This window comes from Carnobacterium alterfunditum DSM 5972, from assembly GCF_000744115.1.
GTDB classification, from domain to species: Bacteria; Bacillota; Bacilli; order Lactobacillales; family Carnobacteriaceae; genus Carnobacterium_B; species Carnobacterium_B alterfunditum.
Genome location: NZ_JQLG01000004.1, coordinates 2184000 through 2207576, shown reverse-complemented (window position 1 = coordinate 2207576; position 23577 = coordinate 2184000). Strand labels below are relative to the sequence as shown.

Annotated in this window: 24 protein-coding genes and 1 other RNA gene; 4 read left to right on the top strand and 21 right to left on the bottom strand. The window is 35.1% G+C overall.

Annotation, left to right across the window (positions count from 1 at the left end; translation table 11 throughout):
* Positions 1-116 precede the first annotated feature (116 nt).
* Positions 117-3344, bottom strand: coding sequence for a DEAD/DEAH box helicase (locus BR50_RS10860; protein ID WP_034548591.1), 3228 nt, complete (start codon positions 3342-3344; stop codon positions 117-119).
* Positions 3345-3612: 268 nt separating this feature from the next.
* Between BR50_RS10860 and BR50_RS10855 the strand changes: the two genes are divergently transcribed.
* Positions 3613-4239 (top strand): lysophospholipid acyltransferase family protein, encoded by a 627-nt coding sequence (locus BR50_RS10855; RefSeq protein WP_034549169.1) that lies wholly within the window; start codon positions 3613-3615, stop codon positions 4237-4239.
* A gap of 450 nt (positions 4240-4689) precedes the next feature.
* Here the strand turns inward: BR50_RS10855 and BR50_RS10850 are convergent, their stop codons facing one another.
* From BR50_RS10850 to BR50_RS10840, 3 genes are all read right to left on the bottom strand, one after another.
* The gene (locus BR50_RS10850) at positions 4690-4926 is read right to left on the bottom strand and encodes a YneF family protein (protein ID WP_034548590.1); all 237 of its coding nucleotides are present in this window, start codon (positions 4924-4926) and stop codon (positions 4690-4692) included.
* A gap of 162 nt (positions 4927-5088) precedes the next feature.
* On the bottom strand, positions 5089-7092 hold the full coding sequence (tkt, locus tag BR50_RS10845; RefSeq protein ID WP_178377447.1) for a transketolase: 2004 nt from the start codon (positions 7090-7092) through the stop codon (positions 5089-5091).
* Positions 7093-7222: 130 nt separating this feature from the next.
* A complete protein-coding gene (locus BR50_RS10840; protein ID WP_034548588.1) occupies positions 7223-7462 on the bottom strand; it encodes a DUF896 family protein in 240 nt (79 codons plus the stop codon).
* Between the two features lie 164 nt (positions 7463-7626).
* Between BR50_RS10840 and lexA the strand changes: the two genes are divergently transcribed.
* Positions 7627-8250: a transcriptional repressor LexA gene (lexA, locus tag BR50_RS10835; RefSeq protein WP_034548586.1), complete on the top strand. Its 624-nt coding sequence runs from the start codon at positions 7627-7629 to the stop codon at positions 8248-8250.
* Between the two features lie 75 nt (positions 8251-8325).
* Here the strand turns inward: lexA and BR50_RS10830 are convergent, their stop codons facing one another.
* The 13 genes from BR50_RS10830 to BR50_RS10770 form a co-directional block, all read right to left on the bottom strand.
* Positions 8326-9099, bottom strand: coding sequence for a ribonuclease HII (locus BR50_RS10830; protein WP_034548585.1), 774 nt, complete (start codon positions 9097-9099; stop codon positions 8326-8328).
* Between the two features lie 10 nt (positions 9100-9109).
* The gene (gene ylqF / locus BR50_RS10825) at positions 9110-9964 is read right to left on the bottom strand and encodes a ribosome biogenesis GTPase YlqF (protein ID WP_034548584.1); all 855 of its coding nucleotides are present in this window, start codon (positions 9962-9964) and stop codon (positions 9110-9112) included.
* 67 nt (positions 9965-10031) lie between these two features.
* The gene (lepB, locus tag BR50_RS10820) at positions 10032-10685 is read right to left on the bottom strand and encodes a signal peptidase I (protein WP_034548583.1); all 654 of its coding nucleotides are present in this window, start codon (positions 10683-10685) and stop codon (positions 10032-10034) included.
* 23 nt (positions 10686-10708) lie between these two features.
* Positions 10709-11254, bottom strand: a complete 546-nt coding sequence (gene lepB / locus BR50_RS10815; protein WP_034548581.1) for a signal peptidase I — start codon at positions 11252-11254, stop codon at positions 10709-10711.
* 158 nt (positions 11255-11412) lie between these two features.
* A complete protein-coding gene (locus BR50_RS10810) occupies positions 11413-12906 on the bottom strand; it encodes a S41 family peptidase (protein WP_034548579.1) in 1494 nt (497 codons plus the stop codon).
* An 84-nt stretch (positions 12907-12990) separates the two neighbouring features.
* A complete protein-coding gene (gene deoD / locus BR50_RS10805; protein ID WP_034548578.1) occupies positions 12991-13698 on the bottom strand; it encodes a purine-nucleoside phosphorylase in 708 nt (235 codons plus the stop codon).
* 38 nt (positions 13699-13736) lie between these two features.
* Positions 13737-13958 carry a YozE family protein gene (locus tag BR50_RS10800; RefSeq protein ID WP_034548576.1) on the bottom strand — a complete coding sequence of 74 codons (222 nt, stop codon included), beginning with the start codon at positions 13956-13958 and terminating at the stop codon, positions 13737-13739.
* A 4-nt stretch (positions 13959-13962) separates the two neighbouring features.
* Positions 13963-14478 carry a peptide-methionine (S)-S-oxide reductase MsrA gene (gene msrA, locus BR50_RS10795; protein ID WP_281247042.1) on the bottom strand — a complete coding sequence of 172 codons (516 nt, stop codon included), beginning with the start codon at positions 14476-14478 and terminating at the stop codon, positions 13963-13965.
* A 31-nt stretch (positions 14479-14509) separates the two neighbouring features.
* A complete protein-coding gene (locus tag BR50_RS10790) occupies positions 14510-15118 on the bottom strand; it encodes a YpmS family protein (RefSeq protein ID WP_034548572.1) in 609 nt (202 codons plus the stop codon).
* 33 nt (positions 15119-15151) lie between these two features.
* Positions 15152-15988 carry an SGNH/GDSL hydrolase family protein gene (locus tag BR50_RS10785; protein ID WP_034548571.1) on the bottom strand — a complete coding sequence of 279 codons (837 nt, stop codon included), beginning with the start codon at positions 15986-15988 and terminating at the stop codon, positions 15152-15154.
* 95 nt (positions 15989-16083) lie between these two features.
* Positions 16084-16578 carry a dihydrofolate reductase gene (locus BR50_RS10780; protein WP_034548570.1) on the bottom strand — a complete coding sequence of 165 codons (495 nt, stop codon included), beginning with the start codon at positions 16576-16578 and terminating at the stop codon, positions 16084-16086.
* Positions 16579-16602: 24 nt separating this feature from the next.
* Positions 16603-17550 (bottom strand): thymidylate synthase, encoded by a 948-nt coding sequence (locus BR50_RS10775; RefSeq protein ID WP_034548568.1) that lies wholly within the window; start codon positions 17548-17550, stop codon positions 16603-16605.
* Between the two features lie 18 nt (positions 17551-17568).
* A complete protein-coding gene (locus tag BR50_RS10770; RefSeq protein ID WP_034548567.1) occupies positions 17569-19470 on the bottom strand; it encodes an ABC-F family ATP-binding cassette domain-containing protein in 1902 nt (633 codons plus the stop codon).
* Between the two features lie 698 nt (positions 19471-20168).
* On the opposite strand from BR50_RS10770, the gene BR50_RS10765 reads away from it, so the two are divergent.
* The gene (locus tag BR50_RS10765) at positions 20169-20375 is read left to right on the top strand and encodes a cold-shock protein (RefSeq protein WP_034548566.1); all 207 of its coding nucleotides are present in this window, start codon (positions 20169-20171) and stop codon (positions 20373-20375) included.
* A gap of 100 nt (positions 20376-20475) precedes the next feature.
* On the opposite strand, the gene BR50_RS10760 is transcribed toward BR50_RS10765, so the two are convergent.
* Positions 20476-20904: an EbsA family protein gene (locus tag BR50_RS10760; protein ID WP_034548565.1), complete on the bottom strand. Its 429-nt coding sequence runs from the start codon at positions 20902-20904 to the stop codon at positions 20476-20478.
* A 90-nt stretch (positions 20905-20994) separates the two neighbouring features.
* On the opposite strand from BR50_RS10760, the gene BR50_RS10755 reads away from it, so the two are divergent.
* Complete coding sequence (locus tag BR50_RS10755) at positions 20995-21402, top strand: ribonuclease HI family protein (RefSeq protein WP_034548564.1); 408 nt, start codon at positions 20995-20997, stop codon at positions 21400-21402.
* Between the two features lie 44 nt (positions 21403-21446).
* Here BR50_RS10755 and BR50_RS10750 read toward each other — a convergent pair whose 3' ends face one another.
* From BR50_RS10750 to gpsB, 3 genes are all read right to left on the bottom strand, one after another.
* A complete protein-coding gene (locus BR50_RS10750) occupies positions 21447-22592 on the bottom strand; it encodes a THUMP domain-containing class I SAM-dependent RNA methyltransferase (protein WP_034548563.1) in 1146 nt (381 codons plus the stop codon).
* Between the two features lie 92 nt (positions 22593-22684).
* An RNA gene (gene rnpB, locus BR50_RS12660) (RNase P RNA component class B) lies at positions 22685-23061 on the bottom strand.
* 59 nt (positions 23062-23120) lie between these two features.
* Positions 23121-23468, bottom strand: a complete 348-nt coding sequence (gene gpsB, locus BR50_RS10745) for a cell division regulator GpsB (RefSeq protein ID WP_034548561.1) — start codon at positions 23466-23468, stop codon at positions 23121-23123.
* Positions 23469-23577 lie beyond the last annotated feature (109 nt).

The following is a 23577-nucleotide window of genomic DNA, read 5'->3' as shown; positions in this document are numbered from 1 at the left end:
CACCGTCCTTTACATCCTTTGAAGTGTGAAATAATTTTTAGTGCTATTAGCACTGTGAATAATTGTATACCATATATTTAAAAATATCAAGCCTAACCTTCGTTTTTTATTTCTTATTACATTCCAATATTCAATATTTCACGAATATCATCTTCTGATAATTGACTTGCCTCTTTTTGAATAGAGCCATCTTCAGTAATGATCTGATCAAACAATGCTTTTTTCTCTTGCTGTAATTGATCGATTTTCTCTTCAATTGTTCCTTCAGCAATTAACCGTAAAACTTGGACAACTTTTTTCTGTCCGATCCTATGAGCTCTTCCTGCTGCTTGTTCTTCAACTGCCGGATTCCACCATAGATCGTAAAGAATGACCATATCCGCACCTGTAAGATTTAAACCTGTGCCACCAGCCTTAAGTGAGATAAGAAAGACATCTTTTTCTCCTGCATTGAATCGATTGACCATTTCAATGCGTTCTTTTGGTTTTGTTTGACCGCTCAAATAGAATGTTTCAACTTTTTGTTCAGCTAATTCTTTCTCGATGATTGCAAGCATCGAAGTAAACTGAGAAAAGATCAAAATACGTCTGCCATTTTCTCTCGCAGTCTGGACCGTTTCTTTTAGCTGTTCAAGTTTTCCAGAGTCGCCTTCATAATCATCAATAAATAATTTAGGATCACAACAAATTTGTCTTAAACGAGTTAAACCAGCCAAAATTTCGATTCTATTCTTTTTAAATTCTGCTCCATTCATGCTGTTTACACTTTCTTGAATCCTTTGTAAGTAAGCAAGATAGACTGTTTTTTGTTCTTTAGTCATTTGACTGTACAAGTTAGTTTCAATTTTATCAGGCAATTCTTTTAAAACATCTTTCTTGATTCGTCTCAATACAAATGGACGAATCATTTTAGCGATTTGTTCATTTGGCAGTGTTTTAAATTTTTTGACTGAAGGGAAAAATCCAGGCATGATCAATTGAAAAATAGCCCATAATTCTTCTATTTTATTTTCTATAGGTGTTCCGCTCAAAGCAAATCGCTTTTTAATAGTTAGGTCTCTTAACGCCTGGGAAGTCTTGGTATTATGATTTTTAACCATTTGCGATTCATCTAAAATCAATGTACTAAAAGCAAATCGCTTATAGTGGATGACATCTTGTCTAAAACTAGGATATGATGTGATCAAAACCTGATTTGGTTTAACATTTTCAATTAATTGCATTCTTTCTTCTGCTGTACCTGAAATAACGATACTTTCAATAGATGGTGCAAACTTTTCAATTTCATAATGCCAATTATAAATCAACGAAGCTGGAGCAACGATAAGGAAAGGATCATTTTGCCCTTTTTCCTCAATTTCAGATAACATATAAGTAATCACCTGAATCGTTTTTCCAAGCCCCATATCATCTGCTAGAATGCCGCCAAATCCATATTTAGATAGCATTTTCAACCATTGAAATCCAGTTTTTTGATAAAGTCTCAACTCTGCATTCAACGACTTAGGAACATCGGCTTCAAACTCTTCTGGAAAATTCAAATCATGGATCAAATTTTTAAATTTTTTTGAAACCGTACCTTTTGTTTTTTCATCCATTGAAAATTTTTCATTTAGCTCAAGTCCTCGATAGCTCGGTAATTGAATCCCACCATTTTGAAATTTTTTAGTAACTCTCAATTCGTTTAATACATCACTAACCTGTTTAAAACTTTCTGATTCTAATGAAAGAATAGTCCCATTATCAAATTTATGAAAAGCTTTTTTTTCCATTAAGCTTTTTAATACATCATCTACTTCTTCAGGAGTGATTCCTTTGATATCAAAACGGACATCTAAAAAAGACCCTTCCTTTTGCACATCAATGATCGTTTCTGGATCTATCTGGTTTAAGAACATACTATCTAACAAGTCATCCACATAAACCGTAGCATCTAACTCTAAGGTTGGAATTTCTTTCGTAAATAATGCATAAAATTCATCATCCCGAACCATTCGTTTAGTATAATTAGTTTCTGTTCGGTGGTAATCAAATCCAGTTAGTTGATTAATGATTTTCATTTCTTTTTCACTGTCTCTAATAATTTGAACGCCTTCTTCTGGCAGCTGATTTTTAGAAGGATCTGTAGATAGGATCATATATTTATAATTGAACTCAACAGTGGCGTGTACTGCCTCATCATGGTACTCAAAATAAACAGATGTTAGTAAGGGTTCTTGTACAAAAGATTCTTTCAATTGATCATCAATAGAGACGTTCCCTATTTTCACAAGCAATGGCATAACATACGCAGTGAAATCAGGCATGTCAGCAGATTCTATGGTGATGTTATCACCATCATACCGTTGCAAAAATTGTTGCAGCGGACGATATGCACGCATCTGTTCTAGAGAAGGTTTAAAAACGATATTGTCAGAAACAAACCAATCGTATTCTTTCAAATGACTATCTGCTAAACTGGTTATAGATAAAGTGACAGTGCCGCTTTTTTGTGAGATATCAAAAGAAAAAGGCATTTTTTCTTCTACAAACATCATTGACTTATAAGTGATTGTTTTTGCAGCAAATTGTAAATTTCCACTATCTTGCAGCTTTTGGATAGTTTCTTCTGCTAAAGCAGTCATTAGGACCAAATAGCGGTTATTTGTTAACAGAGATTTTGCATCTTTATGCTCTCCAGAAATCAATTGGATAGATCTATGTTGCTTATACAAATCTGCCAGAATCTCACTGTCTTCTTGTTCAATAGAAATATCTTTAAAATTGATTTCTTGACCCGATTTCAACTCAATAGTTTCTTTTTTGATAAAGCTTTCTAAAAATAAAGGTAAATCTTTTACGATATACATCTTATCTATTCCGGCTTTAAGACTAAGAGCAAACACGTCAAATGAAGATCTTATGAGCGCTGTAGTCATTGGTTTGATTTCAACTCTGTATTCTAATTTCAATGACTGTTTTTGTTTAGAAACAGTCGTTTTTTTTCTGTTTTCATTCAAAAATATACGAGTAAATGATTCCGTTAGTTCCTGGCCTGGATTTGGAGAATCAACAGCAACTTGTTTAGCATTTTCAGCTGTCATGACCCGACTAATTTTTCTATCTCTCAACTCCAACTCAACAGCAACTGTATGTTTACAGTATCCGTGATTTTTCCAATAAAGACATTCACAAAAATCATCTTCTTTTGTAGAACCATCTAATTCAACATGAAAAATATCACTCCCCATAACTTCGGCAGACCATATTTTCTTATCTAAAAATGAGTTGACTGAAAGGACGCGTTTTTCTGCAACATATTCTCTTCCTTGCTCAATAACGCGTTCTGGTATACTCCATTTCATTCAACATTCCCCTACTTTCTTGCTTTTTATAATTTTTTTTTTTAAAAGCACGTTTTTTTCTATCTCTCTATTGTACGTCATTATAGCTAAAAAAGAAAATTTTTCTTTTAAACCTAATCGATTATGTCGTTTCATTCCTGCAAGTTTTCTCCTTATTTCTTTTCTGTATTTGATAGATCAGAAATAACTTGCTAAAATACCAGATATGAATCATACTATTATTATAAAAATGCTCCAGAAAAACGAACTAATGAGAGGTTGAATGAATTTGTTTTATAAAATTTTACGTGGTACTTTACGCTTTTTATTAGCTATTTTAAATGGCAATGCACATTACGAAAATCGTAACAAGCTGCCAACTGATACATCTTATATCTTAGTAGCACCGCATAGAACTTGGATCGACCCTGTGTATTTAGCTATAGCTGCTAGTCCTAAACAATTTACATTTATGGCAAAAAAAGAGCTGTTCCAAAATCCTATCCTAAGTTGGTTCATTAGACATGCAAACGCCTTTCCGGTAGATCGTGCTAATCCAGGACCCAGTGCTATTAAAACACCTGTTAAAATCCTGAAGAACGGACATTTAAGTTTAATGATTTTTCCAACTGGAACAAGACATTCTAACGAAATAAAAGGTGGAGCAGCCACGATTGCTAAATTAAGCGGTGTTCCGATCGTTCCAGCCGTTTATCAAGGACCTACGAAGTTAGGCGGAATTTTAAAACGAAAAAAAGTAACGATTCGTTTTGGTGATCCAATCAATATAGATCCTAAAATTAAACTTTCAAAAGAAAATTTAGCTTTGATCGACAAACAGATTCAACAAGCCTTTGATCAATTAGATTTAGAAATAGATCCTTCATTTAAGTACGATTACCCTAATATGAAATAAAAAGAAAGCAAAAGTCGTTAGCGACTTTTGCTTTCTTTTTATTAATTGAGACGTTTATTTTATAATCCACGCCTGTCATAGTGGATATCAATTTTCGGATTGTTTTTTTATTACTAAATCCTTTAACTCTAAGATACTCCATTGGCCTCGATCATTTATACTAAAATTGCCACTTATTTTCTTTTGGACTGTTGGCACAGCTTAAAATCTAAAACAAGAGATATAACAATTGAATTAAAGCAATCAAGGACAATTTCCAGCTAACACTACATCTGCAGTCCTTATAGCTGTGTCTTCATTAACAAGCGCTTTCATCTATTGTTTTAAAAAAGCTGATTTTTGATCTTTTTTTATCTTTTCCCCACTTCTTTGATTGCTCCTATTTAACCAAAAAATTGCGAGCAGATAATCACCTGCTCACAATTTTTTATCATAAGCTTTGATGTACGCTTATTTTTTTTTATTCGTTTTTGTCGTTTGTGTTTTCATTGACGACATCATTTGTTTAATTTTCTTCTCTGATGGTTTTTGTCCCATTTGCATCATTAACATACGCAACATATTTTCGTCAACAGGTGGATTTTTTTTGAAATAATCCATCATGTATCTTCTAGCGATGAAGAATCCACCGACAGCTCCACCAACCAAAGCTAAAATAATTAAAAAAATAGCAAGACCTAAATTCATTTTTTATTCACTCCTTTCAAACCTCTCAAGACTTAATTGTACTAAATAATAGTAAAAAAATAAACTAAAATTCTATTTCTTACACTAAAAAGTCATAATTCATGACAAATATAAACAAAAGAAAGCCCTGTAAGTAAAAATTTCAACTTACAGGGCCCTATTTTATAAGTTATTAAATGTTTCTACGACATTTTCGACTGTAAAACCATAATTTTTAATAACGGTTGCTCCGGGTGCACTTGCACCATATTTATCGATACCTATTGTAGCTCCATCTAGGCCAACATAACGCTCCCAGCCAAATGTCGCTCCCATTTCAATAGACACACGTTTACGAATTTCTTTTGGTAAAACACTTTCTTTGTATGCTGGATCTTGTTTTTCGAATAGATCAAAACTTGGGACCGAAACAACTGAAACATCTTGTCCGCTTTCTTTCAAAGCTTTTTGAGCTTCAATAGCTAAAGCAACTTCTGAACCAGATGCCAATAAAATACCTTCTGGTTTTTCGCCAGCTTGAGCTGAAATAACATAGGCTCCCTTAGCAACATTCGTACGCGCTCCAGTTTTAGTTCCCGGCAGTACAGGTAAGTTTTGACGAGATAAGACTAACATTGTTGGGTGATCATTTGATGTTACGGCTAATTCCCAAGCAGCGACAACTTCATTTCCATCTGCTGGACGGATGATCGATAGGTTAGGCATACCACGTAAACTAGATAATTGTTCAACTGGTTCATGAGTAGGACCATCTTCCCCAACTGCAACTGAATCATGTGTGAACACATAGGTTACAGGCAAATTAGAAATAGCTGCTAAACGAACGGCAGCACGCAGGTAATCAGTAAATACGAAGAATGTCCCAGCATAAGTTCTAGTACCACCATGCAAGACGATTCCGTTCATAGCAGCTGCCATACCAAATTCGCGAACGCCATACCAAATATTTCTTCCCTCATATTGGCCAGCTTTAAAATCTTTAACGTCTGCTATCATTGTATTATTAGATGAAGATAAATCGGCAGATCCGCCCCAGAAATAAGGAACTTTTTTAGCGATAGCATTCAACGCTTGGCTACCTGTAACACGAGAAGCTAATGCATTATCTTCAACATCATAAGATGGTAATTCAGCATCCCAATCAGCTGGTAATTCATTGCTTAAAGCTAATTCAAATTGTTCTGCTAGTGCTGGATAATCAGTACGGTAAGCTTCAAAAGCTGCTTTCCATTCTTCTTCAGCTTTAGCGCCTTTTTCGATCATTGTTTCTTTAAAACGGTCAGCTACTTCAGTAGGAACAAAGAAATCTTCGCCTTCCCATCCGTATGCTTTTTTAGCAGCTTCAATTCCTTCTGCTCCAAGTGGTGCACCATGAACTTTATGTGTTCCCGCATTAGGAGCACCAAATCCAATAATAGTTTTAACTTCGATCAAAGTAGGTTTTTCTGTTTCAGTTTTTGCAGCTTCAATGGCTGTGTTGATCTCATCTAGATCATTGCCATCTTTTACAAGAATATGTTGCCAACCATAAGCTTCAAAACGTTTTCCTACATTTTCAGTGAAGGATTTAGATGTTGGTCCATCTAAAGAGATGTCATTTGAATCATACAGAACAACCAATTTTCCAAGTCCCAAATGAGCAGCTAAACTAGCAGCTTCAGCTGAAACGCCTTCCATTAAATCGCCATCTCCACACAAAGCATATGTATGGTGATCAACAATTGAGTGTCCCTTTTTATTATAAGTAGCAGCTAAATGAGCTTCTGCCATAGCCATACCTACAGCATTTGCGATTCCTTGTCCTAAGGGGCCAGTTGTCGCTTCTACTCCATCAGTATGATTAACTTCTGGATGTCCAGGTGTTTTACTGTTCCATTGACGAAATTGTTTTAAATCATCTATTTTAACGTCATATCCAGCTAAGTGTAACAAGCTGTATAATAACATTGAACCATGTCCAGCTGATAATACAAAACGGTCACGATCGAACCATTTTGAGCTTTTTGGATTCACTTTTAATTGTTTTGTCCACAATGTGTAAGCCATTGGAGCAGCTCCCATAGGTAAACCTGGGTGTCCGGAGTTGGCTTTTTGTATGCCATCCATACTTAGTGTTCTTATTGTATTTACTGCTAATTGGTCTACGTTATCAAACAAAAAAATCATCCTTTCAATTTGAACTATCTTATAGTACCCTATTAGTTTACTATTATTTCACTCCAAGTGCAACGCTTTCACGGAGCGAATGGTACTAATTGGGATAATTTGTTGCTCACCACACTGACGAACAACTTTTTTATCTCCCATGTAGGCCTTTATTTTTTTGTATTTCTTTCAATTTTTCCGGAGTTACATCAGTACCTTCTTCATCGACTATTTTTACACCCTCAATTGTTTTTTTCATTCCACCCCTAAAGGCTTCAATGTAAGCATCTCTCAATTTCTTTTGTTCCACTTGTTCTTGTATAGTTAAGCCTTTTGTTTTCGATTTATTAGCTAAAGCATTTATTCTTTCAATTTGTTCTTTTGGCAACATTTAATCACTCCAACATTATTTTTATTTTCTTGTTCAACTATAACAAACTTCTTTAAAAAAAACATTCTTTTATCATCTTTAGCTACGAACGTTTGTTTGATTTGTTGTGCCATATATGGTAATCTTAAAATGATAAAAAAAGAAACGAGGTGTTTGTATCTATCATGGGTAAAAATCCGGAATCAAGACAAGTCGAAGTCTTGCAATATATATATAATCAAGTTAAATTAAAAGGTTATCCTCCAACTGTTAGAGAAATCGGAACGGCTGTCTCATTATCTTCTACCTCAACAGTTCATGGCCATCTTTCCCGCTTAGAAAAAAATGGTTATATCCAACGGGATCCTAGTAAACCGCGAGCAATTGAATTAACAGCATCAGGTTTAACTAAATTGGGCATTGCGTTAGATAAAATTCCTTTATTAGGAACTGTAACAGCTGGCGAACCAATATTAGCGGTAGAGGAAGCAACAGATTATTTCCCTCTTCCTCCAAACTTACAATTTGAAAATGAATCATTGTTTATGTTGACTATTCGAGGAGAAAGCATGATCAACGCAGGTATTTTTGATGGCGATGAGGTTATTATTCGTAAACAGGGCACTGCTAATAATGGCGATATTGTCATAGCTATGACTGTTGACGATGAAGCGACTTGTAAAAGATTTTACAAAGAAGAAGATCATTATCGACTACAACCTGAAAATGACACAATGAGCCCTATCCTACTTAATGAGGTTATTATTTTAGGCAAAGTCATTGGCCTATATCGTAGCCATATCCAATAATAAAAAACGAATGGACAGGAGCAAACTCCTGTTCATTCGTTTTTTTTATATTCTTGGTAACTTTAAAAGTTTTATTTACTTCAATATATTTTTTACAGGGGCGAATGTTTTCCTATGAATTGGGCATGCGCCATGTTTTTGTAAACCTTCTAAATGAACTTTAGTTCCATAACCAGCATTTTTAGAAAAACCGTATCCAGGATATAATTCATCATAGTCAGCCATCATTCTGTCCCTTGTTACTTTAGCAATAATACTGGCTGCAGCAATAGACAAACTTTTGGCGTCTCCTTTAATAAAACTTTCTTGGGGTATACTAACAGGCAAATGCATGGCATCGATCAACAGTTGTTCTGGCTGTTTAGGTAATTGTTGTACAGCCTCGATCATTGCTAATTTAGTTGCCTGGTATATATTTACTTCATCAACCACTTGATGGTCTTTTATCCCAACACCAATAGCTATCGCTGATTCTTGGATTTGGTCGAATAATGATTCTCGTTTTGCACTAGATAATTGCTTGGAATCATTGATCCCTAACACAGCAAAATCAATCGGCAATATAACAGCAGCTGCCACAACAGGTCCAGCTAATGGCCCTCTTCCTACTTCATCGATTCCAGCAATATACTGGGTCCCTTTTCCCCAAAAATAGTGCTCGATTTGAAGCATCTCTTGTTGTTTTTCAAGAATCGATTGCTGCTTTTTCAACCGATTTTCCCAAGCATTATAAGCATTTATAGCACCTTTACGTGAATCATTTTTGATCTGGACCAATCGTTCATCAGCTGGGTTTGTAATTGATGTCAAAAGATCTTTTATTGCCGCAATAGTTATTGGTTTTTCCACTCTCGTTCTCCTATTCTTTAGGTAAAGAAACCGGAGCAATATCTAGCGTGAATCGTCCTGCTTTACCACTTCTAATTTCATAGATCAACATTTCTGCTGCACGGCTGTAGTCCTCTCGAAAACCTCTTCGTTCACTGATCAGCATTAGCAGTTCAGGTGTTCCTAATTCTAATTCTTCTTTAGTTAAAAGGAATCGTTTAGCAAATGTTTCTGGATAATAAGTTTTCATTATGCCTATTCCATACATCGCAATTTCATCCATCTGCAAAATAGTATCTTTGATTGCACCTGTCAACGCTAATTTTTCTCCGACTGCTGGGTCTTCAAATTTTGGCCAAAGAATACCTGGAGTATCGAGTAATTCCAATTCTTTGCCTAGTTTTAGCCATTGTTGTGCTTTTGTCACTCCGGGTTTATTACCTGTTATCGCAACATTTTTCTTTATAAAGCGATTAATTAAGGTCGATTTCCCAACGTTAGGGATCCCAATACTCATTGCTCGAATTGCACGAGGCTTAATTCCTTTAGCAGCTCTTCGATCAAATTTTGGTTGCAAAATTTCTTTTGCTTTTTCCATAAGTTGTTTCATGCCCTTACCTTCTTGCGCAACAATAGGGACTGCTGCTATTCCTTGTTCATTAAAATAAGCTACCCATTTTTTTGTTTGAATAGGATCAGCTAAATCACTTTTATTTAAAATAATGACCCTAGGTTTTTCTCCAATTATTTCATCTAATATTGGATTGCGGCTTGATAGTGGAATTCTTGCATCAACGAGTTCAAACACAATATCTACTAGTTTTATTTTTTCTGTTACTTGGCGTCTCGCTTTTGCCATATGTCCTGGAAACCATTGAATATTCATATTTTTTCACCTTTCTATTTACACAAAAAAAGAACAGCTTGCTTATAGTCTTTTTCTTATTTCCTTTTTAATCATTTTCTATTGTACCAAATTCTTCAAGCGGCCAAATACGAAGAATGGCTGTTCCGCTGACGGTAGTAGCATCTACAAATCCGAAAACACGACTATCCTTTGAATTTTGACGGTTATCGCCCATCACGAAATAACTGTCTTCAGGAACCGTTTCTTCACCTGTTTTAGAGGCTAGTGAAAAGTCTTCTGTAAAGTTGCCTCCCGTAGACATTTCTTCTACAGAACTTTTTAAATACTCTTCCTCTACTTTTTCTCCATTGATATACAAAGCATCATCTTGATAACGAATAGTGTCGCCTGGAAGTCCTATGATTCGTTTAATATATTGTTTTTCAGGATCATCAGGAGCAGGGAAAACAACAACATCAAAACGATCTATAGAGTCTATTTTATTTAAAATCAACCGATCTCGATCTTCTAAAGTAGGAACCATAGACTCACCATCCACACTTACTGGAGCAAATAAAAAATATCGAATGAGTAGAAAAATAATCAATGCTACTACAAAATATAGTAATGTACTTAAAAATTCACTCCCACGACTTTTATTTTCTTTGCGTTTTTGACTTGGAGAAGTATGACGTGACTTTCTTGGTTCAAAAGATGTTTCTGGCTGATTTTGACCATCAGAAAAATTAATTTTACTCAATTGTTTCTCCCTACTTTCTTTATTTATTGGACAGTCTTCATGCGATCAAAGGGATAATAAATAAAAGACGTTTCTCCAATAATCGAATCTACTGGAATACTCCCAAAGTACCGGCTATCATTACTTGATCTACGATTGTCGCCTAACACAAAATATTCACCTTCTGATATCACCTGAGTACCGGTCAACTCTTCTAAAGTAAAATCCGATGTCCAAATACCTCCAGCATTGTTAACTAAATCATTATCTAAAAATTCTTCCTCAATTTCTTCATCATTTATATAAAGCTGATCATTTTCATATCGGATTTTTTCACCCGGCAAACCAACGACCCTTTTTACAAGAGTTCGGTTTGATGAATCGTAAAATACAACTAAATCAAATCTTTCTACATCAAATATTGTATTGACAATAATTTGATCATTCTGTTGAAATGTCGGTATCATAGACGAACCTTCAATAGTCATGGGAATAAAGATGAAATTTCGCAATAAAACAGTAATCAATCCGGCTAATATTAGAGCTTTAAACCATTCCCAAGAAAACTCCTCCCAAGACTTTTTTTCCATGTTATTCGCTCCAAACTATCTATTTATTCTATCATACAAGAAATTTTTAAAAATAACTATTTATTTAAGGCCGCATTTACTAAGAAAGAGAGATAGAAAATTCCTACCTCTCTTCCTTAGTAAGTTCTAGGAGTTCTAGTTTATTGATCACTATTATCTTATTTACTAGATTTAGTTGATTGCAACTCTTTTATCGCTGCTTCATATTGGGTATCATTTTCATCGATCAGCTTTCTTAATGATTCGATCAGTTGAGTAGCCGTCTCACCTGTTACTTTACCATCAATAGTTAGATTTTTGTCAGTTTGAAATTGTCGGACAGCATCCTGTGTCGATTCATCGAAGTATCCATCAATGGCGCCTGTAGAATAGTCTAATGCATCTAGTACTTTCTCTAAATTTTCAACCTCTTCAGAAACATCGCCCAATTGATACGATTTTGAACCATCGATTATCAATAAATTTGTATATTCCGGTAAGGCCACTTCGATAGTAGGCGTAATTCCTTTTTCATTGATCCATTTACCACTTGGTGTTAACCATTTGGCAATCGTTATCTTCAGTTCACTGCTGTCATCAAATGCAGCGACATTTTGGACCGTTCCTTTACCAAACGTTTGTGTTCCGATTAATTTAATATTTCCAGATTCGTTGACCGCACCTGCTAAAATTTCAGAGGCACTGGCGCTTCCTTCATTCACTAATAGAACGGATGGCTCAGTAACTTTAAACTCACCCATTGTAGCATCATCAGCGACAATTGAAACCGGTTCTTGATCTTTTTCTTGAGTTTGTAAAATAATATCTCCATCTTCTAGAAATAGATTAGAAATATTCAATCCTGCATTCAATAAACCACCTGGATTTTGTCGGACATCGAAAACAAAGGATTCTGCACCTTGCTCTCTTAAGTCTTTTATGGCTGCCACCAGATCATCGTACGTTGGTGAAGAAAAACTAGTGATCGCAATATACCCAATCGTCGGATTTTCTTCGTCTAACTGGTAAATAATTGTTTCAACTGGTATCGTATCGCGGACTACTTTCACTTCAAAAGTAGACTCGCCACGCCTAATAGTCAATGTAACTTCGGAACCTTTTTCACCACGAATATAAGAGACAGCTTCATTTAAAGTCATACCCGTTAATTCTTGATCATCAGCTTTTAAAATAATATCGTTAGGTTGTAAGCCTGCTTTTTCGGCTGGTGATCCTGCAATAGGAGAAACAATCATAACATTATCTCCTTGCTTCATCACTTCTGCACCGATTCCTTCAAACGATGCTGAGATGCTTTCATCTAAGGAAGAGGATTCTTCTACATCAAGATATTGTGTGTATGGATCTCCGACAGCTTCGGTCATACCAGTGATGGCCCCTTCAATTAAGGTTTCTTCTTCAACACCTTGATAATAATCCGTCATCAAAGTGTCATAAACTGCTTGAATTTTTTCAAAATCTTCCGCGTTCATTTCTACACTAGCTTCTGAGGAATTTAGTTGATTTTGAACTTGTTCATCTTTACCATCATTTGCATTCGTAACAGCAACGGTCCCACCAATTGAAAGTGCAGCAACTACTATGAGAGAAGCGCCATAGGCCCAAGGTTTGATTCCCTTTTGTTTTTCATCTTTTTTTGGTTCATTCTCCAATTGTAAGGTTCCTCTCTGCTTTCAATTTAACTCAAGGTTTGTGATTGTTCAACCATCCAACTAAAAATCAGATTTTGATTTCTATCAAAATTTTAAAGCCGTTTCTAACGCAACGATCATCATATCATTAAATGTTTTTTCGCGCTCATCTGAAGAAGTTTCTTCTCCAGTAATCAAGTGGTCGCTTATCGTTAGGATTGCTAGAGCTCGACGATTATATTTAGCTGCTAGTGTATATAGACCAGCTGCTTCCATTTCGGTAGCTAATACGCCATAATCAGCTAATTTCTTTTTATCTAGTTCAGCATTATAAAAACGATCAGCCGATAAGATATTTCCTACTTTAACTTTCATTCCTTGTTCAACAGCAATTTCATAGGCTGTTCTTAGTAAATCAAAATCAGCAATTGGAGCGAATTGAACTTGATTATTAAATGTATTTTTTACAATAGCAGAATCAGTTGTCGCACCCTGAGCTAAGATAACATCACGCACTTTGACGTCTTTTTGCATTCCACCAGCAGTCCCTACGCGTATTAAATTTTTCACATTGTAACCCGTGATCAATTCTTCAGCATAAATCATCATAGAAGGAATGCCCATACCCGTTCCTTGAACAGAAACACGTCGGCCTTTATAAGTTCCTGTATAGCCGAACATATTTCTCACACGATTGTATTGTTCTACATCTGTTAAAAAAGTTTCTGCAATGTATTTTGCTCTTAATGGATCTCCTGGCAGCAAGACCGTTTCTGCGATTTGTCCTTCTTTAGCTTCAATGTGTACACTCATGATTATTTCCTCCTAATTGTTTTGTAAGTTGTTTGCTTTTAGTTGTCTTTATCTAAATAAATTTCCCAAGCTTTGTCAAAAGTTGTCATTTCTTCTAAGTATGAGCCATTTAATTCTAAATAGTGACTGATTTCATGGTAATCTTCTGACTGTTTAGGAAAACTATCATCTAGATAAACAGCATTTGCGAATAAGGTAACAACATCTCTTTTATGCGGATCTCTTTCAGTCATTAAATAATGATAAAATGGACGTTGCATTGAACTAATTCCTCTCTTTACTTTGCTGGTAATGCAGTCGCTCTTCTTGCTCTTGAGCATACTTTTCTGGATTTTTTTGGTAAAACTCTTGATGCTGTTCTTCAGCTGGATAAAAAGGTTGGACCTCTTCGATAACGGTAACAATAGGATTTTTGTATTTTCCGCTTTCGCTTAATTCTTGTCTTGATTTCTCCGCGCTGATTCTTTGATTCTCATTTAACACAAAAATAACAGGACGGTAATTATCTCCTCTATCTTGAAATTGACCCATAGCATCGGTTGGATCGGTTTGATTCCAATAGATTTCTACCAATTCTTCATAAGAAATAACAGATGGATCAAAGGTTATTTCAACAGCTTCAGTATGCCCGGTTGTTTTAGTCAAAACTTCTTCATAAGTAGGATCAACAATATGTCCTCCTGTGTATCCTGAAATAACTTTTTCTATCCCCGGCTGCTCATCAAATGGCGAAACCATACACCAGAAACAGCCTCCCGCAAATATCGCAGTATCTTTCACAAACCTCATCCTTTCCTGTTCTTATTCATAACTAATCAGTAGGCATATAGGCGTTGATTCGAATATCATTTTCAGCTAGATCGATTTTATCGACCGAAAAATGCATACCACTTTCTAAAGTGAATTCATTCAGATTGAATACGATTGTTTCTTGTTCACTATCGATTGCTACCCAATCTGGAACATTTAATTGATTCTTAATTTGATTCATCGCAAAGGTGATGGGTATGTTGAATCTCCCGATTGAAAGACTTGTGGCTTTAAATTGGAGATTACCATTTTCCATTACATAAGGCTCCAAAAACAACTGAAATTGTGCATCTTGACCAAAAAGTTGAAATGTTCCAACTAATTGAGCTTGATCTTCTAATCTAAACTGATAATTGACCGGGCCTTTTACTACTTTTTCATTCTTAAGATACGAGGCTACCAATTGATTGATATCCTCTTTTTCTGTGGACACTTGAAACATTACTTCTTCATTATTATCTCTTGTTTCTAGGTTTGGTTCCCCTATCATAACCGGTGTCAATTGAGTAAAAAACCATATACCCATTCCAACAACAATCGAAAGCAGCACAAGAAAAGCCCACTTCCATCCATTCAATTTGCTCTTTTTTTGGTCTCTTTTTATTTCCATAAAAACGCCCTTCTAATTTCTTCAGATTCCTCTTTACTCAGCCTCAATAGCTTGAAACAATACCTCTCCCATCAATTCATATCCAGCTTTATTAGGATGAAATAAATCTTTTTCATACAAATAAGGATTATTGATTTCTGATCCATCAGAATTTTCTTCATCCATTAATATATTTTTTACTTCATCTTGCTTTATTGTCGGATTGAATAAGTCCACGGTAGAAATGAAGGTAGCATTATCCGTTTCATTTACTATTTCTTGAGTTGTTTTATTCCATTTGTCTACTATATTTTGCATTTCAGTTATCTCAGGAAAGTAAACATAATAAGGATTATAAACACCAAAAACATATACTTCAAGTTTAGGATTTAGTTTTTTAAAGTCAGCCAAAAGAGCTCTTAAATTCACCTGGTATGCTTTTTCAGGGAGGATAAAACTTTCCTCCGTAGCGGTTAAAAAAACTTGCTTAAAGGTTTTTATAATATCATTTCCACCTACCGTGAGAACGACTATATTGGCCGATGCGATATCTTCTTGGATGGACTTACTTTCATGAAAACGTTTCAAGACTTGGTCGCTTCGATCTCCATTTTTCCCATAGTTGCTAGTAGTTACTTCTTTATAAACATCCGTTTCTTCTAACAAGTCAGCAACTATTGGGACATACCCTCCACCCTTAGTAGCATCCCCAATACCCTCTGTTAAAGAATCTCCGATTGCAACAATGTGAAGTGATTCTTTTTTTATTTCCGTATTTTTATCATTATTAGATAAATTACTTTGAAATGGGTTTGTTAGTAGGGTTGCAATAAAAATGCTGCCTATGATTAAAAAAAGGAAGACAATGACAATTAACCGTCCTTTTTTCATGAGAAAAACTCCTTTACTTGTTAATATATGAAAATAGTATACCAGATTCTCCATTTTTCGTATATATCTTCATATGAGGTGCCTAACGTATTTACTTACTTGTCATTTAGTCTATACGTTTCGAAAACGTGAGGATATTTATTGCGGTCATCAACAATACCTTCTTCTGTTTCAACTAGTTTCCACTTTTTCCAGTCTATTTCAGGAATGAACGTATCTCCTTTAAATTCGCCTTCAATCATGGTGCGGTGTAATACATCCACATCTTCCATAAAGAAACTAAATACATTTGCTCCGCCAGTGATAAAGGTATCTCCTGAGTACTCTTTAGCAAAATCGAGTACTTCTTCTCGACTGTGCATGACTTTGACCCCTTCGGCTTGATAACTGCGATCAGTTGTAAGGATGATATTGATACGATTAGGTAAAGGGCGTTTATTCATTCCTTCAAATGTTTTTCTGCCCATTACGACAGCGTTATTTAATGTCATTTGCTTGAAAAACTTCAAGTCATTTGGCAGATACCAAGGCAAAGTTCCTTGGTATCCAATCGCTCCATTTTTATCTTGAGCCCATAAAAAAGCAATCATTTCGTTTCCTACTTTCTCTTCAGATTAAACAGCTATTGGAGCTTTTATTCCTGGATGAGGATCATATCCTTTAATTTGTATGTCATCCATCTCAAAATCAAAAATACTAGTCTTTGATTCATTCAATGCGATCGTCGGAAAATCCCTAGCATCTCTTGCTAGTTGTTTTTTCATTTGTTCAAAATGATTTGAATACAAATGTGCATCACCTAACGTATGAACAAATTCTCCAACTTCTAAACCAACCTCATGCGCTACTAAATGTGTTAATAGTGCATAGCTCGCAATATTAAATGGCACACCTAAAAAGATATCTGCACTTCGTTGATACAATTGGCAGCTTAATTTTCCATCAGCAACATAAAATTGAAATAACGTATGACAAGGAGGCAACGCCATATTAGGAACGTCTTCTGGATTCCATGCTGATACGATCAAACGCCTTGAGTCTGGCGTCGTTTTGATTTGCTGGATAACCTCTTTTAATTGATCAATTGTTTCCCCTTGGGTCGTTTTCCATTTTCTCCACTGAGCTCCATACACATTGCCAAGTTCGCCGTATTTAGCAGCGAATGCTTCATCTTCTAAAATACGATTACAAAAAGTTTCTTTTTCTCCTTGATAGACAGCGTTAAAGTCAGAATCAGTTAAAGCTTTTCTACCAAAATCAGTCATGTCTGGTCCTGAGTAATCGTCACTTTTTACAAAACGTTCAAAAGCCCATTCATCCCAGATATGATTATTATGCTGCAACAAATATTGAATATTTGTATTGCCTTTAATAAACCATAGTAGTTCACTTTTGATCAAACTAAATGGCACTCTTTTAGTTGTTAGCAAAGGAAATCCTTTCTGAAGATCATAGCGCATTTGATAACCAAAAAGACTTTTCGTTCCTGTTCCTGTTCGATCGGTCTTTTCGTGACCTTCTTCTAAGACTTTTTTTCCTAAATTTAAATATTCTGATTCCACGACTTTACCTCCTATAAATTAATCATTTGAATATTGACTTAAATATTCCCAACGATTCATTTTTTCTTCCAACTCTTTTTCTAAAGCCGCTAATCGTTCTTGTTGTTCTTGCAGTAAGCTGAAATCACTGCCAGATTTCGACATTTCTTTTTTTATAGCTTCTATTTTATTTTCAAGATTGAACATTTCTTCTTCAATTGTGCTCCACTCTTTTTGTTCTGCAAATGTTAATTTCACTTTTCCATCCTCAGTGGGTGATTCCGGTTGTGTGTTAGATTTTTCACTTGGCTCACTGCTTTGGACAGAACGGCCTTGTTTTTTTTCTTTTTCTTCCTCTATATAGTCTGTAATACTTCCATAAAATGGTCTGATTTTTCCATTACCATCAAATATCAGTAATTTTTCCACTGTCTTATCTAAGAAGTAACGGTCATGGGAAACTGAGATCACCGCTCCAGGGAAAGTTTCGATGTAATCTTCTAATACCGTCAACGTTGCGATGTCTAAATCATTTGTCGGTTCATCTAGCAGCAATACATTTGGTTGTTGCATCAATAACTTCAATAGATACAATCGTCTTTTTTCTCCACCAGATAATTTACCGATAAGTGTACCATGCGTTTGGCGTTCAAATAAGAATTGTTCCAGTAAGTTTGTCACACTGATTCGTTCACCATTAGATGTTTCAACTTCTTCTCCAACTTCTTGTAGGTAGGAAATAACCCGTTTAGTAGGATCCATCTCTTCAATGACTTGCGTGAAATAAGCAACTTTCACCGTTTCACCTACAACTATTTCCCCTGAATCTAATGGGAATCTTCCTGCTAAAGTATTTAAGAAAGTTGATTTACCAGCTCCATTTTCACCACTGATCCCAATTCGATCCTTCGTTTGGATCATCATGTTGAAGTGATCCAAAATTACTTTTCCACCTAAATTAAGCGATGCATCTTTCAACTCGAATACTCTTTTTCCTAAGCGAGAACCTTCTAAATTCATTTCAACTGATTCGTCTAAATTAGATTGATTCAAATTGTCTTCTAAATCTTTAAATCGTCCGATCCTAGCTTGTTGTTTTGTTGATCGTGCCTTTGCACCTGTACGCATCCATGCTAATTCTTTCGTATACATTTGTTTTCTCTTATGGTCAGCGACCACTGCGGCTTCTTGTCTTTCGGCTCTTTCGATAACGTATTGTTCATAGTTCCCTGTATAAAATGTCGCACTACCATGGGACAATTCGACCATACGGTTAACGATCCGGTCCAAGAAATAACGGTCATGAGTTACAAGTAATAGTGCTCCTCTATAAGAACTTAAATAGCCTTCTAACCAAGTGATCGTCTCAAAGTCTAAGTGGTTGGTCGGTTCATCTAAAACCAACAAATCGGGTTCTTGTATCAATACTTGTGCTATGCCAACTCGTTTTTTCTGTCCACCAGATAACGTTCCTACCAATTGCTCTAAATCAATGATTCCCAATTTGCTCAAAATCATTTTTGCGTTTGTATCAGCGATCCAAGCATTTTCATCATTCATTGCTTGTTCAGCTCTAGAATATCTATTTTGGTATTTTTCATCCATTGGATCTGCTATCAATAGGTCTAATGCTTTCTCGTAGTTTCTAACGGCTGCTAAAATAGGTGAGTCTCCTTCAAAAACAGCATCAAAAACTGATTTATCCGGATTTAGATCTGGTTCCTGCATCAAATAACTGATAGTGTAATCTTTCGGCTTCTGGATACTGCCTTTTTCACCACTATCTTTTCCAGTGATCACATTTAGAAGGTTCGTTTTTCCAGAACCATTCACACCAATTAGACCGATTCTTTCGCCTTCCATAATTGAGAAGTTGATTTCATCGAATAATACTTTTTCGCCATAGGTTTTTGTTAAATTCTGTACTTTTAATTCTTTCATCGTTTATCTCCACTTTCCTCTATCAAACATTTTAATTCATCTTAAACATTCTAACATTTTTTATCGATAATATCTGTAAGTTGGTCCAATTAAGTTTTATTCGTCACTTTTTAAATTACCTTAAATACCCTATCGCTGGTTTCGATTGATTATCAATTATAGAAGATAGCTGCCGAATGAAAAGTTCAAAAAAGTATGCTGCTTTTCGGTTCATACATATATAATCTATTCAACAGGACTAAATTTCACCTTTAGGTCATGATAAGGTTGACTTTATTGCTCTGATTTTTTCATTCGGACCACTTATTTTTTTAAAAATCTATAGCCCCATAGTTAATTTGTAGAATACATTTAGGTTGTTTCCACCTAATAGGCTAATAAAAGCATATGTTTAACTAATTCCCTTTTTTTAATTAATGAGCGATCATCGTTCCATTGAACAACTTATTTTTCTTTATAATAGTAAGGGCAACATAAGAAAATAGTTGTACTACGAGCTAACTTTCGAACAATTCATCCAAAAAATTTGTCTATCTCCTTAAGAACCAACAAATTATTCGGATAATAACTTTTTAGGCTGCACAAAATTGACGGATTGCTAGATTGTTTCTATAATAGAAGTAGGTCATTTGTTTTTAATCCTTTAAAAAAAAGCGAATGGATCTCAATTGAGAACTTCACTAAGGAGGGTTTCGTAAATGGAAAATGGAACAGTCAAATGGTTCAGTAATGAAAAAGGGTACGGATTTATTGAATATAACGAAACCGAAGATATTTTTATTCACTTCACGGGTATAGTTAGTGATGAAGGATTTAAATATTTGAATGGTGGGCAACATGTTTCATTTGAAATCTTGGAAGGCAACCATGGCCCTCAAGCGACTAACGTCATTGTCCTTGACTAGTGTAACTCACTCAACTTAATTACTAACAGAGACACTTAAAAAACGATACACTTCATTTAAGGGTATCGTCTTTTAGGTTCTCATATCTGGATAATTCTGTCTAACTATTTGGTTCTTCTAACTGAATCGACGGTGCTTTATTTTTAATATACTCATGAAATTTCTTTTTATTCTTTGTGTTTAAATAAATATAAGAAACTGATTTACCTTGATCAGTAAATAAAACAATCTTTCTCTTAGCGGAAAATGCTATTTTTTTTATTTCTGTTAAAGGGATACTCTTTTTTTTAATACCTCTAAAATAACTACTTTCCAAATTATCATTTTTCATTCTTAGAGTAGAACCAAAGCCATAAAATAAAAGAACTCCCAAAAAAATAAGCAAAACAATTATGATCAGATCAATCGTTTGGGTTTCCAAAAATAAAATAAGCACTGAAAAAAAAACTAGCCAGCAAACTGACCAATAAATGATTTGAAAAGCAGGTTCTAATGAAAGCGAAAATTTTACACGAGAATTATCATCCAATATATTACGCTCCTTATACTATACAAAAGTAATGCTATTTTAACATACCTTAAATTAAAAACCCATTTAAAAGAAAGGGGCCAAGCAAGTATGATCAAAATGTATACCGATGCTTCAACAAAAAATGATCCTGGTCCTAGTGGTGTAGGAATTGTAATCAGCGCTGACCATAGATACAATCAATTATCTATTCCGCTTGAGAATAAAATAAGCAATCACGAAGCTGAATTCGAAGCTCTTTTAAAGGGCCTCACTTACTTGATCGAATACAAGTTGAATGACGAAACTTTAATGATGTACACAGATAGTAAACTATTAGCCTCTGCCATTAATAAAAGCTACGTAAAAAAAGATGTTTTCAAAGGTTATTTAACTCTTATTCAAGAAAAACTCAACTATTTTCCTCTTTTTTTTATTCAATGGATTCCAGAGTCACATAATAAAGGTGCAGATCATTTAGCTAAGCAAGCCTTACAAAAAATAGTTTCAAAAAAATAACAGTCCTAAGAAATTTTTTTCTTGGAACTGTTATTTTTTTATTTTTATTTACGCGGTGCTCTAGGAGGACGTTCGCCCCAAAATTGGAATAAATCAGTCCTTAAGGCTCCATTATATAGTTTACGTTTTTTAGTAGCTTTTTCTCCATAAAATGTTTCAAAAGCTAAGTCACTTGTAATAATATATTTACTCCAAGTTTTTAACGGACGATATACTTGGCCCATCTGTTTGTACAACTTTTGAACCTCTTCTTCTTCGCCTAATCTTTCCCCATAAGGAGGATTAGCTAAAATAACACCATATTCTTTTTCAGTCGTAAAATCAGCTAACTGCATTTGTTTGAATGTAATGCTGCTGCCTACTCCTGCTTCATCCGCATTTACCTTAGCAATATCGATCATAGTACCATCAATATCTGTTCCCATAATATCAAGTTCGATATCGTGATCTACAGCAGCTTCAGCTTCAGCACGAACTTCTTCAAAGACGCTTTGATCAAACCATTCCCATTCCTCACAGCTAAATGAACGATTGGATCCTGGAGCAATATTATGTCCAATCAATGCTGCTTCAATAACGATTGTACCTGAACCACAAACTGGATCATAGAAAGGACGATCTTTACGCCAATTGGTTAATTGGACCAGAGCCGCAGCCATATTTTCTTTCAATGGTGCTCCACCTTTAGCAGTCCGGTATCCCCGTTTAAATAAACTTGGTCCTGTTGTATCTAATGTTAATGTAACCTTGTCTTTTAATAATGCTACTTCTAATTGGTACAAAGAGCCCGTTTCTGGTAAACGTGTATTACGGTGATAAACATCACTTAATCGATCAACGATTGCTTTTTTCACAATTGATTGACAATCTGATACACTGTATAATTTTGATTTTATCGACTTTCCTGCTACAGGAAAGTTAGCATCCATTGGTAATAAGTCTTCCCATGGTAAGGCTTTTGTTTTCTCAAATAGTTCATCAAATTCATACGCATCAAATTCACCAACAATGATTTTGACCCGATCAGCCGTTCTTAACCAAAGATTTGTCTTAGCAATATCTTTTTCGGTTCCTTCAAAGAAGACTTTTCCATTTTCTACTTGGCATTCATATCCTAAATCTTTGATTTCTTTTCCTACTAAGGCCTCTATCCCACTGGCCGCCGTTGCAACGAGTTTAAAAGTTTTCATGTATTTTCTCCAATTCTTTTCTTTTTTAATTAGTATCTTAAATAAATATAAAACCCTCCTAAAAGGAGGGTTCTATACCTGAATTTGTAAATTTCTGTAAGCCATGTTCTGTCTCAGATAAAAAGTCAGGGTCTGTTTTATCCGGAGGTAATTATCTGTCTGCAATTACTGCCTCTTCCATCGGTTCAATTCCCTAGGAAAAGTGCCCCTACCAAAGTTTGGGTTGCTCGCTCGAGGGGTTTACCGCGTTCCACCAATACCGTTTCCCGTATTGCTTCGTCACTGTGGCACTTTCAAGAATACTCAAGCATAGCTTTACAGCCTTAGCTCTTTTTTCTGCCGTCTCTTCATAATTAAATGAAGGCCCTGGCTTATGATTTCGCCAGGCACGAACACTACAAGCATCGCAGCTTGTGCGAGCATGGACTTTCCTCAGTTTAGTCAAGCTAAACCGCAATTACCCGAAATTTACAAATGTTTTTTTTGTTACAGGTCATCTATTTTAAATCGTTCTTTAACTAAAGAAGCTTAAATTTCATCTTCCATTTCATCTTCTGTTTCATCTAATTTCGAGCCAAATACATGACGTTCTAAATTCGATAAACGTTTTAAAATATCAAAATTGGTTACCGTACTATTAGGTTGAGAAGAAGAATAATTAGGTTTAGCAATTGATGCTTGTTTTGCTAATTCATCAATTTTACTCAATAAACGATTGTTTTCAGCTTTTACTTGAGTAAGTTCTTTATTATATGATTCGTAATCACGAATCACTTCATCTAAATACTCATCTACTTCAGCTGGATTATATCCGCGCATACTTTGTTTAAATTCTTTTTGAAGAATATCTTTTGTTGTTAGTGATCTATTTGCCATGTTCACACCTCTTTGTTTGCTTCATCTTCTAACAAAACATTATTCTCGTTTCTGCTAATAATTCTTATTATACCAAAGATAATAAGAAAAAAAAACTTATTTCTATATT